The sequence below is a fragment of the Parasphingopyxis sp. genome (genome assembly GCF_052168275.1).
GTDB lineage: Bacteria > Pseudomonadota > Alphaproteobacteria > Sphingomonadales > Sphingomonadaceae > Parasphingopyxis.
Window position 1 is genome coordinate 1 of sequence record NZ_JBQLZM010000083.1, and the last position, 14,259, is coordinate 14,259.

Sequence of the window (14,259 nt, forward strand, 5' to 3'; positions counted from 1 at the left end):
ATATCCGCTACAGCTGGCGGCTCGTCATGGCGCCGCCCGATGTGCTGGGCGCGACCGCCGCGCACGAGGTCGCGCACCGGGTCCATATGCATCACGGCCCCGAATTTCACGCGCTGGTGGCGGAGATTTTCGGCCGCGACCCTTCGGCCGAGCGCGCCTGGCTGCGCGAACATGGCGCGGCGCTCTACTGGGTCGGCTCTTCTTCCTGAGCGCGGATGGCCGGCGCCGCCGGAACGTCCCGATCATTTTGCGGCGCCGGATTCTCGCGCCGCCGTTCCGCTCGTCGCTCGCCCTCGCTGCGCCGCAGCACCTCGTCGAGCCATTCCTCGTTCATATCGTCGGGGGCCACCACATCCTCGTAGCGCCGGTCTTCGCCATATATGCCGGGATCGCCGATCGGCATGCCGTTCTCGTCGACGAAGATTTCGTCCTGGAGCGGATCGCCGAAATAGGCGTCGTCCTCGTCCTCGAGCTGCCATTCGGGCAGCGTCACCGCGGTTTCGAATTCCTCGATCGGCCGGCTGGACACCGCATAGCGCATGAAATCGGCAAAGGCGCGCGCCGGCGCGCGCCCGCCCTGCAGACCCGCGACGGCGCGGGCATCGTCGCGGCCCATCCACACCGCGGTGGTCAGGCCGGAGGAAAAGCCGATGAACCAGCCATCCTTGTTCGAACTCGTGGTGCCGGTCTTGCCGGCGACGGGGCGGCCGATCTGCGCCGCGCGGCCGGTGCCGGTGGCCACCGCGGTCTGCAGCAGGTCGGTCATCTCGGCCGCGACATAGGGCGCGACGAGCACCCGGGACTGGTCGATCTCGGCGCGGTAGAGTTCGATCTCCTCGCGCGTGTCGGGATCTTCCATCGTCACCCGGACGATGCCGTAGGGCTCCACCGCGACGCCGCGCGCCGACACCGAGGCGAAGGCGCGCGCCATGTCTATCACCCGGACTTCGGACGTGCCGAGCACCATGGAGGGATGGGTGTTGACCGGCGTCGTGATCCCGAACCGCTGGGCCATGTTGGCGACCGTGTGCAGCCCGACCTCGGCGCCGAGCTGAGCGGCGACCGTGTTCACCGAATAGGCGAAGGCACTGCGCACATCCATTTCGCCCGAAAAGCGGCCCGAGCTGTTGCGCGGCCGCCAGCCGTTCCATTCGACGGGCTCGTCGACGACGCGGTCGCCGGGCGTATAGCCGTTCTCGAGCGCGGCCAGATAGACGAAGAGCTTCCAGGACGAGCCGGGCTGACGCACCGCGGTGACCGCGCGGTTATAGTTGGAGGTCACATAATCGGTGCCGCCGACCATCGCCCGCACGGCGCCGTCGCGGTCGAGCGCCACCAGCGCCGCCTGCGCCCCGGCCGGCGTATGGGCGCGGACCGAATTGACCGCCTGGGCCTGCATTTCGAGATCGAGCGTCGTCCAGACGTCGATCGGCGCCCGGGTCTCGTCGATCAGCAGGTCGAGCTGGTTCAGCGCCCAGTCGGTGAAATAGCGGACCGAGTTGCGGCGCGGCTGGGGGGCGAGCGCGACATCGTCGGGCGTGGCCGCCGCCGCTTCGCTGGCGCTGATCTGGCCGGTCTCGACCATCAGGTCGAGGACGACGCCGGCCCGGCCGATCGCGGCCTCGGCGTCGGCGGTCGGCGAATAGCGCGACGGCGCCTTGACCAGCCCGGCGACGACCGCCGCTTCGGACAGGTCGAGCTCGCGCGCCGAATGGCCGAAGAAGCGGCGCGAGGCCGCGTCGATGCCATAGGCGCCGCCGCCGAAATAGACGCGGTTCAGATAGAGTTCGAGGATCTGGTCCTTGGTGAAGGTCCGCTCCATCGCGAGCGCAAGGATGATCTCGCGGATCTTGCGGCCGAAGGTGCGGGTATTGGTGAGGAAGAGATTCCGCGCGAGCTGCTGGGTGATCGTCGAACCGCCCTGCACCCAGCTGCCGCGTTCGATGCGCACGACCACGGACCGGGCGATGCCGATCGGATCGACGCCGAGATGGCTTTCGAACCGGCGATCCTCGACCGAGATCATCGCGTCGCGCATGATCTCGGGAATCTCGTCGTGCCGCAGCCACTGGCCGTAGCTCGGCCCCATCGCGAAGATGACCGTGCCGTCGGCGGCGCGCACGCGCACCGTCTGGCCGTTGGGCGAGGATTGCAGCGTCTCGAAATCGGGGAGCGAGGACATCGCGATGCCGACCGCGACGGCCAGCGCGACGAAGCCGAGCAACGCGGCATAGAGACCGAACTTGATCAGTCCGATCGAGATGCGCCAGACCGGCCCGCGCGTCGATGCTCGAGATGCCGCCATACCGATTGTCTGCCCTATGCGCCTACCCAGCCGGTCACAAGCGTGTAGTGCGACTGAATGTGGGCTGAATCAACGCAATTCTGCAGTATGGACCGATGCTGCGACGGGCCGTGTCAGGCCGTGTCGCGCGGCCGGAATTCGAGCGCGAGGCTGTTGATGCAATAGCGCAGCCCGGTCGGTGGCGGGCCGTCGGGGAAGACATGGCCGAGATGGCCGTCGCAGCGCGCGCAGCGCGATTCGGTGCGGACCATGCCGTGGCTCATGTCCTGATGGTCGGTCACCGCGTCCGCGCTGGCCGGCTTGGTGAAGCTCGGCCAGCCCGATCCGCTGTCATATTTGGCGCTGCTCTCGAACAAGGCGAGGCCGCAACCCGCGCACAGATAGTCGCCCGCCTCATGGTTGTCGTAGAGATCGCCGGCGAAGGCGGGCTCGGTCCCGGCCTCGCGCAGCACATGATAGCGTTCGGGTGTCAGGCGCTCGCGCCATTCGGCTTCGGTGAGGTCGAGTTTGTCCATGACGGCGAATATGGGCGGCGGGACGCGGGCGATCAAGCGCGGATGCGGGTCGCCTCGCCGAGCAGGCCGACGAGGCCGGGCACGGCGGCGAGCCCGATCGCGTGGCGGGCGAGGCGCGGGCGATCGGCCAGCTTCTTGAGCGCGCTCGCCACGGCGATCGGGCGGCGCGCCGCGCGGGCGAAACCGCGCTGGAAATCGACGGCCGCCGCGGGGCCGCCGCGCAGATAGGCCTTGGCGGCCGCTTCGCCGCTGGCGAGCGCGATGCCGATCCCCTCGCCGGCGAGCGAGGGGATCACCGCGCCCTGGTCGCCGATCCGGAACAGCCCGGCCCGTCCCTCCCGCATCCGCCAGCCATAGGGGACGCGGCTCACCGCATCGGCGCTGCCGGGCAGGGTCTCGCCGGCGAGCCGCGCGCCGAGGTTCGGCGCTTCCGCCGCCAGCCGGTCCAGCAGGTCCATCGGATCGCCGCCCGCGTCGCGCAGCCGCGAGCGGCGCACCGCCATACACAGATTGGCGCTGCCATCCTCCTGGAGCAGCAGTCCCGCATAGCCGTGCCCGAACAGGTGCAGCTCGATCGCGCCGGCGATCCGGTCCTGCAGCGCGGCCGACGCGGCGATCCGCCAGCGCAGGCCCATCCAGGGATCCGGCGCGTCGCGCCCGACCGGCCGCTTGAGTCCGCGCAGTTCATATTTGCCCGTCGCGAGAAACAGCGCGTCGGCCGAAATCGCTTCGCCGTCGCCGATCCGGATATGGCCCGGGCCCTCCGCGCCGCTCAGCGCGACCCCGCACCGGAGTTCGGCGCCCGCCGCGGCGGCCTCTCCGCGCAGCAGATCGTCCAGCCGCCGCCGCGAGAGCCCCACGCCGGGCCGCGGCAGCCGGGCCACGCGCGAGCGATTCCCGACATAGAGCCCGACCCGGTCGATCCGATGCCCGCCGATCCGGCCGGGCGCGAGCCCGATCCGGTCGAGCGTTTCGAGCGTCCGCCAACTGACGAACCCGCCGCACAGAAGGTCCGGCGTCTCGGCATGGCGCTCGATTACCAGCGGCTCCGCGCCGCCGCGCGCCAGGGCGATGGCTGCGGCCAGGCCCGCCGGCCCGCCGCCCGCGATCAGCGCCGCCGTTCGACGCACAGCCGGAACGGGAAACGCCGGACGACCGCGGCCGCACCGGGCGCGATTCCCGCCTCTTCGAGAATGGGCGGCCATTCGTCCGGCCGGTAGCTGCGCGCGATCGACAGCTGCCCGTCCTCGCGCACGATCCGGTGCCAGCCCATAAGCCGCGCCAGCAGCGGATAGCCGAAATGGGACAGCCTATGGCGGTGGAGATCGTTGATCAGCCAGCCACGCCGCGCATTCGCCTCCATATGCCGCAGGAAGGCGATCAGCTGGCCGTGCGTCATATGGTGGGCGACGAGGTTGGAGACGACGAAATCGACCGGCTCGCAATCGGCATAGTCGCCGGTGCGATATTCGATATGCATGCCGTCAGGCGTCTGCGCCTCGGCCGCCGCCTGGCTCTTCGGGTTGAGGTCGATGCCGATCAGCCGCGCCGCGACCCCGCGCGTCGCCGCCCAGCGCGCGATCGCGCGCAGCATTCCGCCCCCGCCATAGCCGACATCGAGCAGGCTGAAACCGTCCAGCCCCTCGGCCGCGCGCCCGAGAAAGCCGAGCGTCGGCCGGGCCGAGAATGTCCAGCGGTTCGCCTTTTCGAGATCGGCGAGCACCGCCGCATAGGTTTCCGGCGCGAGCCCAGGCGCATCCATCTGCTCCTCGGCGATGGTGCGCTGGGCGAGCCCGGTCATCAGGCGCTCCGGTATCCGAAACCCTCGGCGGCGAGGCCCGGCCCGAAGGCGATCGCGATTCCCCGCTCGACGGGCGGCCCCTGCAGAACCCGTTCCAGTGCGAACATCAGCGTCGCCGACGACATATTGCCCTTTTCGCGCAGGATGGTGCGCGAGACCGCCAGCGCGTCCGGCGCGATCCCGAGGCCCTTTTCGACCGCATCGAGGATCGAGCGTCCGCCGCCATGCACGGCCCAGCTGTCGACCGCGCCGGGGCCGGCGTCGTTGCAGATGGCCGCCTGGAATTCGGCATCGCCCAGCGCGTCGCCGATCCGTCCGGGCACTTCGCCCGACAGATGCATGGCGAAGCCGGTATCGCCGACATGCCACTGGATCAGTTCTTCGGATTCCGGCAGCGTCGCGGCGAACTGGCGATCCATGGCGAGGCCGCGGGGTTCGGCGCTGACGATCGCCGCGGCCGCGCCGTCGCCGAACAGCAGCATCGCAAGCAGCGGCTCGAGGGCGTCGTCGGGCTGCAGGTGGAGGGTCGACAGTTCGGCGGTGATGACGAGGACGCGCGCTCCGGGCTCGGAGCGGACGATGTGATAGGCGTTGCGCAGCGCCGTCACCGCGCCGTAACAGCCCATGAAACCGACCAGCGTGCGTTCGATCGATCCGTCGAGGCCGAGTCCGCGCGCGATAAGCTGATCAAGGCCAGGCGCGGTAAAGCCCGTGCAGCTCGCGACGACGAGATGGGTGATGCCGGCGGGATCTGGCGGTTCGGGGAGATTGGCGACGGCTTCGATCGCGAGCCGCGGCGCCGCGTCCGCATAGAGCTGCATCCGCGCCGAGGTCGGCGGCATGCCTGCGGCGTAGAAGCCGCCCGGATTGACCGGCGATCCGCCGTCCGCGCCGCGCGGCAGCACCGACCAGCGATGGTCGATCCCGGCGCGTTCGGCCATGCGGGCGAAAACGCTGCGTTCGCGCGGATCGGACAGCTGCTCGACCGCCCAGCCGATAAAGGCGTGGTGAATATCGTGGTCGGGCGTCGCTGCGCCGATGCCGTTAATATGGGGCGTGGGAATCGGCACGGCAGGACGCTTTCGTAATCGACGCAACGGACATGAGGAACCCCTCATGACAGGGTTTGATCGTTAACGATATATTGATTGGTCGCGCGCGAAAAAGGGGCATGGCCCGTCTGGCCCTCTTTTCGCCCGTTCTGCTCGCCGGAACGTTGCTCCTTGCCGCGCCCTCGGCGGTCGCGGCGCAGGGGGCGTGCCGTCTGTGCGACGATTCGGCGCCGATCGTGGCCCAGGCCCGGCCCGCCCGGCCGCTGCATATCGATATCGACACCGGCATCGATTTCGATCGCATGGCGTTGATCGACTATCAGGGCGGCGCGGCGGAGATCGATCCGCTGACCGGCCAGCGCCGGCTGACCCGTCTGCTCGATCTCGGCGGCCTCGCAATGCGCGGGACCGTTACCATTCGCGGCGAACCGGGCCGCGCGGTGCGGATCGACCTGCCCGACGAAGTTGTGATGCGCGCGCCCGGCGGGCGGCGCGTCGAACTGCGCGACATGCGCAGCGACCTGCCCGCCCAGCCGCGGATCGGAAGCGATGGCGTGTTGCGCTTCTCCTTTGGCGGCCGGATCGATGTCGATGGCGACGATGTCGGCAGTTTCCGCGGAAGAATGCGGATCAGCGCGGAATATGAGTGATCGGCGCGCCGGCCGAATCTTAAGCCGGCTTTAACCATAGTCGTTCGGAAAATCTGAAACATAAACCGGCAATAGGGTCGCTGAATGGCGCGGGGGACACGTTCCGTTCAAGTCTACAATCGGAAAGTGGAAAAGGGACAATTCAATGAACAAGCTTATCACTGTGATCGCCGCTGGCGCGGCGATGGCCGCTATGGGTTCGGCTGCGAACGCCGCTACGGCGACTGCCGATGCGACCGCTGAAATCCTGCAGCAGGTCCAGATCGCCCAGGTCAGCGACCTCAATTTCGGTACGATCGTGCCGGATACGGCCGCTTCGGGCACGGTCGTCGTGGCCGCCAATGCGGCCGGCACGCGCACCTGCGCCGCCAACCTGACCTGTGCCGGTGCGGCGAGCGTTTCGTCGGCGTCGTTCAACGTCACGGGCGCCAACGGCCTGAACGTCGACGTGACCGGTCTCGGCACGCTGACCCAGCTCAGCGACGGCACGAACACGATGCCGATCTCGCTCGCGCCGTCTTCCAGCGTTCTGGCGATGACGGGTTCGGCGGTTCCGCTCTATGTCGGCGGTACGCTGACGGTCGCGGCCAACCAGCCGGCCAACGTCTATTCCGGCAGCTTCACGGTCAGCGTCGACTACCAATAACAGTCCGATGCCGGCTCCGGGCCGGCACGCGATCCCGACTTTGCCCGGCAGCGCAGGCGCGCTGCCGGGTTTTCTTGCCGAAACGGCGCGTTCTTGACGGAAAAGTAACCAGTTTTTGCAAGATTTCGGAGGTATTTCCGGGGGGTGATGCGTTGTGTCGATGCGTTGTGTCCCGGCTGTCCAGACGGAGACCTCGCATGATCCTCAAATATCTGCCCAAACGCGCCCGATCGGGCTGCGCCGCTATCGCCCTTGCTGCCGCAACCCTCGGCGCGCCGGCGCCCGTCCAGGCCAACGACCTCCTCGTCGCGCCGACCCGGGTCGTGCTCAACGGCTCGCGCGGCACCGAAGTGATCCTCAACAATATCGGCGACGAGGAAGCGACCTACCGGATTTCGCTCGAGCTGCGGCGGATGACCGCGGATGGCGGGCTGGAAGAGGTTGAAATTCCCGACGAAAGCGAGGAGGCGGCGCTCGGCATGATCCGCTACGCCCCGCGCCGGGTCGTCCTTCCGCCGAACCAGCCCCAGGCGATCCGCATCGGTGTCCGCGCGCCCGAGGACATTCCCGACGGCGAGTATCGCGTCCACATGCTGTTCCGCGCCATTCCGCGTCCGCGTCCGGCCGCGGCCGAGGCCGAGAGCGCCGGCGAGGGTTTCCAGATCCGGTTGATCCCGGTCTATGGCGTCACGATCCCCATCATCGTCCGTCACGGCAATCTGACCGCGACCGCGGCCATCGCAAATCCACGGATAGTCGAGGAAAACGGCGTCCAGGCGGTCGGTTTCGACCTGAGCCGCGTCGGCGATCGTTCGGTCTATGGCGAGGTTACCGTTACCCGGCCGGGTGTCGACGTGCCGCTGGCGCGGGCGCGGGGCGTCGCAGTCTATGCCGAAATCGGCAGTCGATCGGTCGTGATTCCGGTTTCCGAGGAATTTCAGGGGAATCTCGCCGGTCCGGTCCGCATCCAGTATCGCGAGCCTGACAGCAGCGGCGGAGCGCTGATCACCGAAACCGAGGCGGTGCTGCGCTAGCGCGGCACCGGGGAGAGGCGAGGCGCCATGCTTCGCTGGAAACGCCGTTCGACACTCTTCCTGGCCGGTCTGGCCGCCCTGTTCGGGGCGGCCGGTGCATCGGCGCAGGCCGAATGGGAGGCCCATCCCGACGATTCCCTGCTGCTCGACGTGCGGCTCGGTGAATATCGGCTGGGCGACGGGGTGCGCGGCTACCAGACCCCGGGCAGCGTCTGTATCGATCTTGCCGATACGATCGCGGCGCTCGACCTGCCGATCGCCATCGACGAAGCGGCCAATCGCGCCGAAGGATGGGCATTTACCGAAGAAAACCAGATAGTTATCGACCGCAACCGGAACCGCGTCCGGTTCGGCGAATCGGCCGAGAACCTGCCGGACGGCATCGTTTTCGACACGCCGGAGGGCTGGTGCGTGGCGACCCAGGCGCTGGCCGCCTGGTTCGGCGTTACGATGGAGGCCGATCTGCGCAACGCGGTGCTGCTGCTGAGCTCCGAACAGCCCTTGCCTGTCGAGCGCGCGCTCGAGCGGCGTGCCCGGGCGGCGTCGCTGCGCCCGCGTCCCGATTTCGACCTGTCGGCGCTGCCCCAGGCCGATACCCCGTATCGGATGTGGCGGACGCCCGCGGTCGACGTCGTGGTTTCGCTGGGCGGATTACGCGATCGCCAGCGGCGCGACAGCGGATTCGAGGGACGCTACGAGATTTACGCGGCCGGCGAGATCCTCACCGCTTCGGTCGACGCGCGGCTCGCCTCGGACGATCGCGGAGTGCCGCAATCGCTGCGGGTCCGCGCGTTTCGCAGCTCCAACGAGCCGAATCTGCTGGGCCCGCTGGGCGCGACCCATTTCGCGATCGGCGACGTTTCGAGCCAGTCCTCGCCGATCGCGGTTCAGCCGACGCCCGGCCGCGGCGCGATCGTCACCAACCGGCCGCTCGACCAGCCCGACAGCTTTGACCGGCGCACCTTTCGCGGCGAACTGCCCGACGGCTGGGAAGCCGAACTATACCGGAACGGCCAGTTGCTGGCCTTTTCGCTCGATCGCGGCGACGGCCGCTACGAGTTCGTCGATGTCGAGCTGCGCTACGGCATCAACCGGTTCGAGGTCGTGCTCTACGGTCCCCAGGGCCAGATTCGGCGGGAAACCGAGATCATCAATGTCGGCGCGGCCAGCATTCCGCCGCGCCAGACCTGGTATTGGGCCGGCGCGAGCCAGGACAATCGCGATCTCGTCAATCTCGACGATCGCGATCTGGCGCGCGGCGCCAACTGGCGCGCGGGTTTCGGGCTCGAAAGAGGGCTCAACGCCCGGACGTCGCTGGCCTTCCAGCTCAACAACCTGGTCATCGCCGACGAACGGGTGACGGTGGTCGAGGGTTCGGTCCGCCGGGCGATCGGCCCGGCGCTGGTCGAAGTGACGGCGGCCTGGGCCGACGATGGCGGCTATGCGGCGCGCGCGCAGCTGCTCGGGCGGTTCGGGCGCGCCTATATCAGTGCGGAATCGCTGATCGCCCGCGATTTCCGCACCGAACGCTACAGTATCGACACGACGAGCCGGCACAGCCTGGCCGTCGACCACAGTCTCAATCTCGGCCGCGTCGTCATGCCGGTCCGCGTGCAGACGACTTACCAGACGCGCGAGAATGGCGCCGACCAGCTCGACGTTGCGGCCCGGATTTCCGCCAATATGCGCCGTTTCGCGCTGACCGGGGAGATCGGCTACCGGCGGCAGGGCGCGGCCGCGGGCGGCGGGTCGGGTCCGCCCGACCAGACCAATGCGGCCGTCCTCGCCAATGGCCGGATCGGGCGCGTCCGCCTGCGCGGCGAGGCGCGCTGGCGGCTTTCTCCCGGCAGCCGGTTCGAAAGCGCGTCGCTCACCGCCGATTGGGGAAGCGGCGAAAACAGCGCATGGCGCGCGGAGCTCGGCTATCAGGCGACGCTCGACCGCGCCCGGGCGAGCATCGGCTATGTCCGGCGCTTCGACCGGTTCGCGCTGACCGCCTCGGCCGAGGCGGCGACCGACGGTTCGGTCGCGGCCGGGCTCAACCTCGCCTTCAGCATCGGCCCCGATCCGCGCGGCGGCGTCCATATGACGGCCGACAAGCTCGCGAGCAACGGCCAGACCGTCGCGCGCGTCTATCGCGATCTCAACAATGACGGTGTGCGCCAGCCTGGCGAACCCTTCGAAGAAGGGGTGCAGATCACGACCGGCCGCGCGCCCGCCAACGACCCGACCGACGAGAACGGGCTCGCCGTGGTGACCGGGCTCACGCCGTACCGGCCGATCCTCGTCGGCATCGACACCTCCTCGCTCGCCGATCCCTTCGTCCAGCCGCGCGGACCTGGCGTCGTCGTCACCCCGCGGCCCGGAATCGCCGCGACCGTCGAGCTGCCGCTGGTCAGCGCCGGCGAGATCGACGGCGTGCTGGTCCGCGCGGGCGGCGGGGCGCTCGAAGGCGTGGATCTCGAGCTGGTCGACGTCGAGGGCCGCGTCGTGAAGACCGTGCGGACCGATTTCGACGGATTTTTCGTCTTCGAGGGCGTGCCCTATGGCGAATACAGCGTGCGGATGGCCGAACTCTCCGCCCAGGCGGTCGGCGCAAGCGCCGCGCTCGGCCGCCGGGCCTTCGTCACCGACGATAACGACAGCGTCCGGCTGGGGACGGTCGCGATCGGCGCGAATGCGGTATCGTCCTCGGAAACCCCGTAGCGGGATTCATCTGTCAGACTCGGCCTTGCGGTCGAGCGCGGTACCGGGTTTGATTTGTCAGACTCAACCTGTCGGTTGAGCGCCGCACCGGCCCGCTCCCCCTCCCGGCCTCCCATCGAATGTACCCTGTGGGAGGCCGGGAGGGGGAGCGGGCCGGTGCGGCGAACTTCCGTCAGGAAGTTTCTGACAAAATTGAATCCCGGTGCCGCGCGTGAGCGAAGCGAAGGTCTGACCGACAAGAAAGTCTGACAGGCAAAAGTCGCGCCGCGCGACTTTCTCGCTCTCTCGACTATCTGGAAAACCGGAAAATGGTGCGGTCGAGAAGACTCGAACTTCCACGGGCGTTAGCCCACAACGACCTCAACGTTGCGCGTCTACCAGTTCCGCCACGACCGCACATTTTCCTGATCGCCGGTCATGGACCGGCCTCTGGCAGGCGCGAGCCTCTAGCAAAGGGCGCGGGCGGGCGCAATGGGCGAACGCATGCGAATCCGGGCGCACAAGCGATTTATCGCCCAAATCCCTGCATTAACGCTCTTTTCCGGCCGGTTTAACCATTTCTTTACCTTCCGGACCCGCGGCGAACCGCCTAGCCCGATCGCATGGTTTTCGCGTCCGCCCTCCTGTTGCTCGCCGCGCTGCCCGAATCCGGCGCGATCGCGCAGGCCCGCGCCACCGTCCGCATCGTCGCCGCCGGGTCCGTCGATTTCGATCGCGCGGATCGCTCCGTCGGCCAGCCCGGCCGCGTGGAAATTCGCCGGATGCCGGGCCCGGACACGGGCGATACCGACCGGATCCACCGCCTCGTCGAATTCGAATAGAAGCCCGCCTCAATAGAGGAACATCGGCATCCCTTCGATGCGCAGCAGCTTCGCGCGATAGGCCGTGCTGTCGTAGAGATTGGCGGTATCGACCGATTTCTGCCGTTCGAGCAGCGTGTCGTTGGGGACATGGCAGTAATTGCCGTCGGTCAGCGCGACCATCCGCCCCGCCTGGCCGTCGCGCAGCAGCTGGACCGCGAGCCCGCCGAACGCGAAGCCGACCATCCGGTCCATGGCGTCGGGTTCGCCCGCGCGCATCAGATAGGCGAGCTCCTGGACGACTGTGCCAATGCCCGTCCGCGCCTCGATGATCCGCGCCAGCCGCTGCCCGACCCCGCCCTCGATCCGGTGCGTCGCCGATTTGCCGAGCTCGCCGCTCGCCTCCTCGCCGACGATCCGCGCGCCTTCGGAAATCACGCACATCGCGTAATTTTCGCCGCTCTGCTCGCGGTCCTCGGCAAGCAGCGGGACAAGGATATCGGGGTCCGCCGGCACTTCAGCGATCACCGTGCGCGCGACCTGGGCGAGAAAGCCCGAAAGCAGCGCGGTTTCGCCGGACCGGCGGCCGAACAGCTCGACCACGCCGATCCGCTCATGGCTGCGCGTCGTCGTCCTGAGGGCGTTGATCGCTTCGACCGACCGCGTGATCGCGGTCGAAAAGCCGATGCAGTAATCGGTGCCGTGAACGTCGTTGTCCATCGTCTTGGGGATCGAGATGACGGTGAAGCCTTGCTCGGCCAGATGCGCGGAAAAGCGCAAGGTGCCGTCGCCGCCCAGCGTGACCATCGCGTCGATGCCGAGCCGGTCGAGCACGTGCAGCACATGATCGGTCCGGTCGCCCTCCTTCTGCGTGCGCGGATCGGTGCGCGAGGTGTGGAGGATCGTGCCGCCGCTGCGGTCGATGCCGCGGACCCGGGCGCGGTCGAGCGGCCAGCTCTGCGCGGCGACCGTCGCGGGATCGTCGGGATCGATGCGGAGAAACCCCTCCCAGCCGCGCCGGAATCCGGTCACCGTCCAGCCTTCGTCGAGCGCGCCCAGCGTGATCGCGCGGATACAGGCGTTCAGTCCCGGCACGTCGCCGCCGCCCGTCAGGATGCCGATATGGATGGGACCCTCCTGTGCCTGATCCGAGCCGCCAGCATAGGGCGGTTTGCGCGCGGTAAAAGCGGATTATCGGCCGCAGGACCGCCCGGCCAAGCTTTTGTTTGAACCGGCGGCGAATCCCTCTATCGAGACGGGCATGACCGGACCCACGCCCAAGCCCTGGATCGCGGCGATGACGCCCTATGCGCCCGGCCGCTCGAAAGGCGCGTCCGATGCGCCGGCGGTCAAGCTTTCGTCGAACGAGAATCCGCTGGGCACGAGCGAGAATGCGGCGCAGGCACTGGCCGGGGCGCGCGGCAGCCTCGCCCGCTATCCCGATCCGGCCTCGACCGCGCTGCGCGAGGCGATCGCGGCGTTGAACGGCATCGCGGCCGAGCGGATCATCTGCGGCACGGGGTCGGACGAGATTCTGCATCTCTCCGCCGGCGCCTATGCCGCGCAGGGCGACGAAATTCTCTATGTCCGCTACGGCTTTTCGGTCTATCCGCTCGCCGCGCGACGGGTCGGCGCAACCCCGGTCGAGGCGCCGGACCGCGATTATGCGACCGATGTCGATGCGCTGGCCGCGGCGCTCACCGCGCGCACGCGCGTCGTCTTCCTCGCCAACCCGAACAATCCGACCGGCACCTATACGCCGATGGCGGAGGTGCGGCGGCTGCACGCGGCGATGCCCGGCGATTGCCTGCTCGTGATCGACCAGGCCTATGCCGAATATCTGCCCGACGGGGAGGCCGAGGCGCCGCTCGCACTGGCCCGCAACGCGCGCAACATTCTGGTCACGCGGACTTTTTCGAAGATTTACGGGCTCGCGGCCGAGCGGATCGGCTGGGGCTATGGCCCGGCGCCGGTGATCGACGCGCTCAACCGGATCCGCGCGCCTTTCAACGTCACGACTGCCGGCCAGGCCGCGGCGATCGCGGCGCTCGAGGACCGGGATTTCGTCGAGACCAGCCGCGCGCACAACCGCGAGTGGCGCCGCTGGCTGGCGGAGCGGATCGCGGCGCTCGGCAATGCCGGGCTGCGCGCGATCCCGTCCGAAGCCAATTTCCTGCTGATCCTGTTCGAGGGCGCTCTGACCGCCGAAGCCGCCTATGAAGGGCTGCTTGCGCGCGGCTATATCACCCGCTGGCTCCCCGGCCAGGGCCTCGCCCACGGCCTCAGGATCACGATCGGCACGGAAGCGGAAACCCGCGGCGTGGCAGCGGCGCTCGAGGAACTGGTGGCGGGGGCGCTTTGATATCGTCAGACTCAACCTGTCGGTCGAGCGCCGCAGATTCCTTTTTTTGTCAGAATTTCCCTGTCGGGAAATCGCCGCACCGGCCCGCTCCCCCTCCCGGCCCCCCAACAGGGTACACTCAATGGGAGGCCGGGAGGGGGAGCGGGCCGGTGCGGCGACGTTGCGCGAGCAACGTTCTGACGAACAGATTTCGGTGCGGCGCTCGACCGTTAGGGCGAGTCCGACAAAAAGGGCCGCTCCATGACCGTCCGCAAGCGCATCATCCCCTGTCTCGACGTCGCCAATGGCCGCGTCGTGAAAGGCGTCAATTTCGTCGATCTCGCCGATGCGGGCGATCCGGTCGAGCAGGCGCGCGTCTATGACGCGGCCGAAGCCGACGAGCTCTGCT

Annotated in this window: 14 protein-coding genes and 1 tRNA gene; 8 read left to right on the forward strand and 7 right to left on the reverse strand. The window is 68.5% G+C overall.

The genetic code is table 11. The annotated features are described in order from the left end of the window. The coding region (locus ACTS1X_RS07525; RefSeq protein ID WP_442613769.1) for a YgjP-like metallopeptidase domain-containing protein at positions 1-209 on the forward strand (209 nt) is incomplete at its 5' end. Here the strand turns inward: ACTS1X_RS07525 and ACTS1X_RS07530 are convergent. The 5 genes from ACTS1X_RS07530 to ACTS1X_RS07550 all read right to left on the reverse strand — a co-directional run bounded on the left by ACTS1X_RS07530 (position 185) and on the right by ACTS1X_RS07550 (position 5,691). Further along, on the reverse strand, positions 185-2,305 hold the full coding sequence (locus ACTS1X_RS07530; protein ID WP_442613770.1) for a transglycosylase domain-containing protein: 2,121 nt from the start codon (positions 2,303-2,305) through the stop codon (positions 185-187). The two genes, ACTS1X_RS07525 and ACTS1X_RS07530, sit on opposite strands and share 25 nt — an antisense overlap. 113 nt (positions 2,306-2,418) lie before the next feature. Further along, on the reverse strand, positions 2,419-2,820 hold the full coding sequence (msrB, locus tag ACTS1X_RS07535) for a peptide-methionine (R)-S-oxide reductase MsrB (RefSeq protein ID WP_442613771.1): 402 nt from the start codon (positions 2,818-2,820) through the stop codon (positions 2,419-2,421). Positions 2,821-2,852: 32 nt separating this feature from the next. Beyond that, complete coding sequence (locus ACTS1X_RS07540; protein ID WP_442613772.1) at positions 2,853-3,950, reverse strand: NAD(P)/FAD-dependent oxidoreductase; 1,098 nt, start codon at positions 3,948-3,950, stop codon at positions 2,853-2,855. Further along, positions 3,929-4,621 carry a methyltransferase domain-containing protein gene (locus tag ACTS1X_RS07545; protein ID WP_442613773.1) on the reverse strand — a complete coding sequence of 231 codons (693 nt, stop codon included), beginning with the start codon at positions 4,619-4,621 and terminating at the stop codon, positions 3,929-3,931. Before ACTS1X_RS07545 ends, ACTS1X_RS07540 begins: the two co-directional genes overlap by 22 nt. Beyond that, positions 4,621-5,691: a type III polyketide synthase gene (locus ACTS1X_RS07550; protein ID WP_442613774.1), complete on the reverse strand. Its 1,071-nt coding sequence runs from the start codon at positions 5,689-5,691 to the stop codon at positions 4,621-4,623. The genes ACTS1X_RS07545 and ACTS1X_RS07550 overlap by 1 nt, the downstream gene beginning before the upstream one ends. 101 nt (positions 5,692-5,792) lie before the next feature. Between ACTS1X_RS07550 and ACTS1X_RS07555 the strand changes: the two genes are divergently transcribed. The 4 genes from ACTS1X_RS07555 (at position 5,793) to ACTS1X_RS07570 (ending at position 10,709) form a co-directional block, all read left to right on the forward strand. After that, the gene (locus ACTS1X_RS07555; protein WP_442613775.1) at positions 5,793-6,323 is read left to right on the forward strand and encodes a DUF4402 domain-containing protein; all 531 of its coding nucleotides are present in this window, start codon (positions 5,793-5,795) and stop codon (positions 6,321-6,323) included. 145 nt (positions 6,324-6,468) lie between these two features. Then, positions 6,469-6,969, forward strand: a complete 501-nt coding sequence (locus ACTS1X_RS07560) for a DUF4402 domain-containing protein (RefSeq protein WP_442613776.1) — start codon at positions 6,469-6,471, stop codon at positions 6,967-6,969. A gap of 197 nt (positions 6,970-7,166) precedes the next feature. Beyond that, complete coding sequence (locus ACTS1X_RS07565; protein ID WP_442613777.1) at positions 7,167-8,003, forward strand: fimbrial biogenesis chaperone; 837 nt, start codon at positions 7,167-7,169, stop codon at positions 8,001-8,003. 27 nt (positions 8,004-8,030) lie between these two features. Further along, positions 8,031-10,709, forward strand: a complete 2,679-nt coding sequence (locus ACTS1X_RS07570) for an MSCRAMM family protein (RefSeq protein WP_442613778.1) — start codon at positions 8,031-8,033, stop codon at positions 10,707-10,709. Positions 10,710-11,018: 309 nt separating this feature from the next. Here ACTS1X_RS07570 and ACTS1X_RS07575 read toward each other — a convergent pair. Continuing rightward, a tRNA-Leu gene (locus ACTS1X_RS07575) sits at positions 11,019-11,105 on the reverse strand. 206 nt (positions 11,106-11,311) lie between these two features. On the opposite strand from ACTS1X_RS07575, the gene ACTS1X_RS07580 reads away from it, so the two are divergent. After that, the gene (locus tag ACTS1X_RS07580; RefSeq protein WP_442613779.1) at positions 11,312-11,530 is read left to right on the forward strand and encodes a hypothetical protein; all 219 of its coding nucleotides are present in this window, start codon (positions 11,312-11,314) and stop codon (positions 11,528-11,530) included. Between the two features lie 9 nt (positions 11,531-11,539). On the opposite strand, the gene ACTS1X_RS07585 is transcribed toward ACTS1X_RS07580, so the two are convergent. Continuing rightward, positions 11,540-12,637 (reverse strand): 6-phosphofructokinase, encoded by a 1,098-nt coding sequence (locus ACTS1X_RS07585; RefSeq protein ID WP_442613781.1) that lies wholly within the window; start codon positions 12,635-12,637, stop codon positions 11,540-11,542. Between the two features lie 133 nt (positions 12,638-12,770). Here ACTS1X_RS07585 and hisC point away from each other — a divergent pair, with 133 nt between their 5' ends. Then, on the forward strand, positions 12,771-13,871 hold the full coding sequence (hisC, locus tag ACTS1X_RS07590; RefSeq protein ID WP_442613780.1) for a histidinol-phosphate transaminase: 1,101 nt from the start codon (positions 12,771-12,773) through the stop codon (positions 13,869-13,871). A 240-nt stretch (positions 13,872-14,111) separates the two neighbouring features. Beyond that, positions 14,112-14,259, forward strand: a 148-nt coding sequence (locus tag ACTS1X_RS07595; RefSeq protein WP_442613782.1) for a HisA/HisF-related TIM barrel protein, incomplete at its 3' end; no start/stop codon positions are given.

Excerpts from the sequence above, each read along its gene's own strand:
- ACTS1X_RS07555 (WP_442613775.1), top strand. The coding sequence starts at position 5,793 with ATGGCCCGTCTGGCCCTCTTTTCGCCCGTTCTGCTCGCCGGAACGTTG.
- ACTS1X_RS07580 (WP_442613779.1), top strand. The coding sequence starts at position 11,312 with ATGGTTTTCGCGTCCGCCCTCCTGTTGCTCGCCGCGCTGCCCGAATCC.
- ACTS1X_RS07560 (WP_442613776.1), top strand. The coding sequence starts at position 6,469 with ATGAACAAGCTTATCACTGTGATCGCCGCTGGCGCGGCGATGGCCGCT.
- msrB (WP_442613771.1), bottom strand. The coding sequence starts at position 2,820 with ATGGACAAACTCGACCTCACCGAAGCCGAATGGCGCGAGCGCCTGACA.
- hisC (WP_442613780.1), top strand. The coding sequence starts at position 12,771 with ATGACCGGACCCACGCCCAAGCCCTGGATCGCGGCGATGACGCCCTAT.
- ACTS1X_RS07565 (WP_442613777.1), top strand. The coding sequence starts at position 7,167 with ATGATCCTCAAATATCTGCCCAAACGCGCCCGATCGGGCTGCGCCGCT.
- ACTS1X_RS07530 (WP_442613770.1), bottom strand. The coding sequence starts at position 2,305 with ATGGCGGCATCTCGAGCATCGACGCGCGGGCCGGTCTGGCGCATCTCG.
- ACTS1X_RS07545 (WP_442613773.1), bottom strand. The coding sequence starts at position 4,621 with ATGACCGGGCTCGCCCAGCGCACCATCGCCGAGGAGCAGATGGATGCG.
- ACTS1X_RS07570 (WP_442613778.1), top strand. The coding sequence starts at position 8,031 with ATGCTTCGCTGGAAACGCCGTTCGACACTCTTCCTGGCCGGTCTGGCC.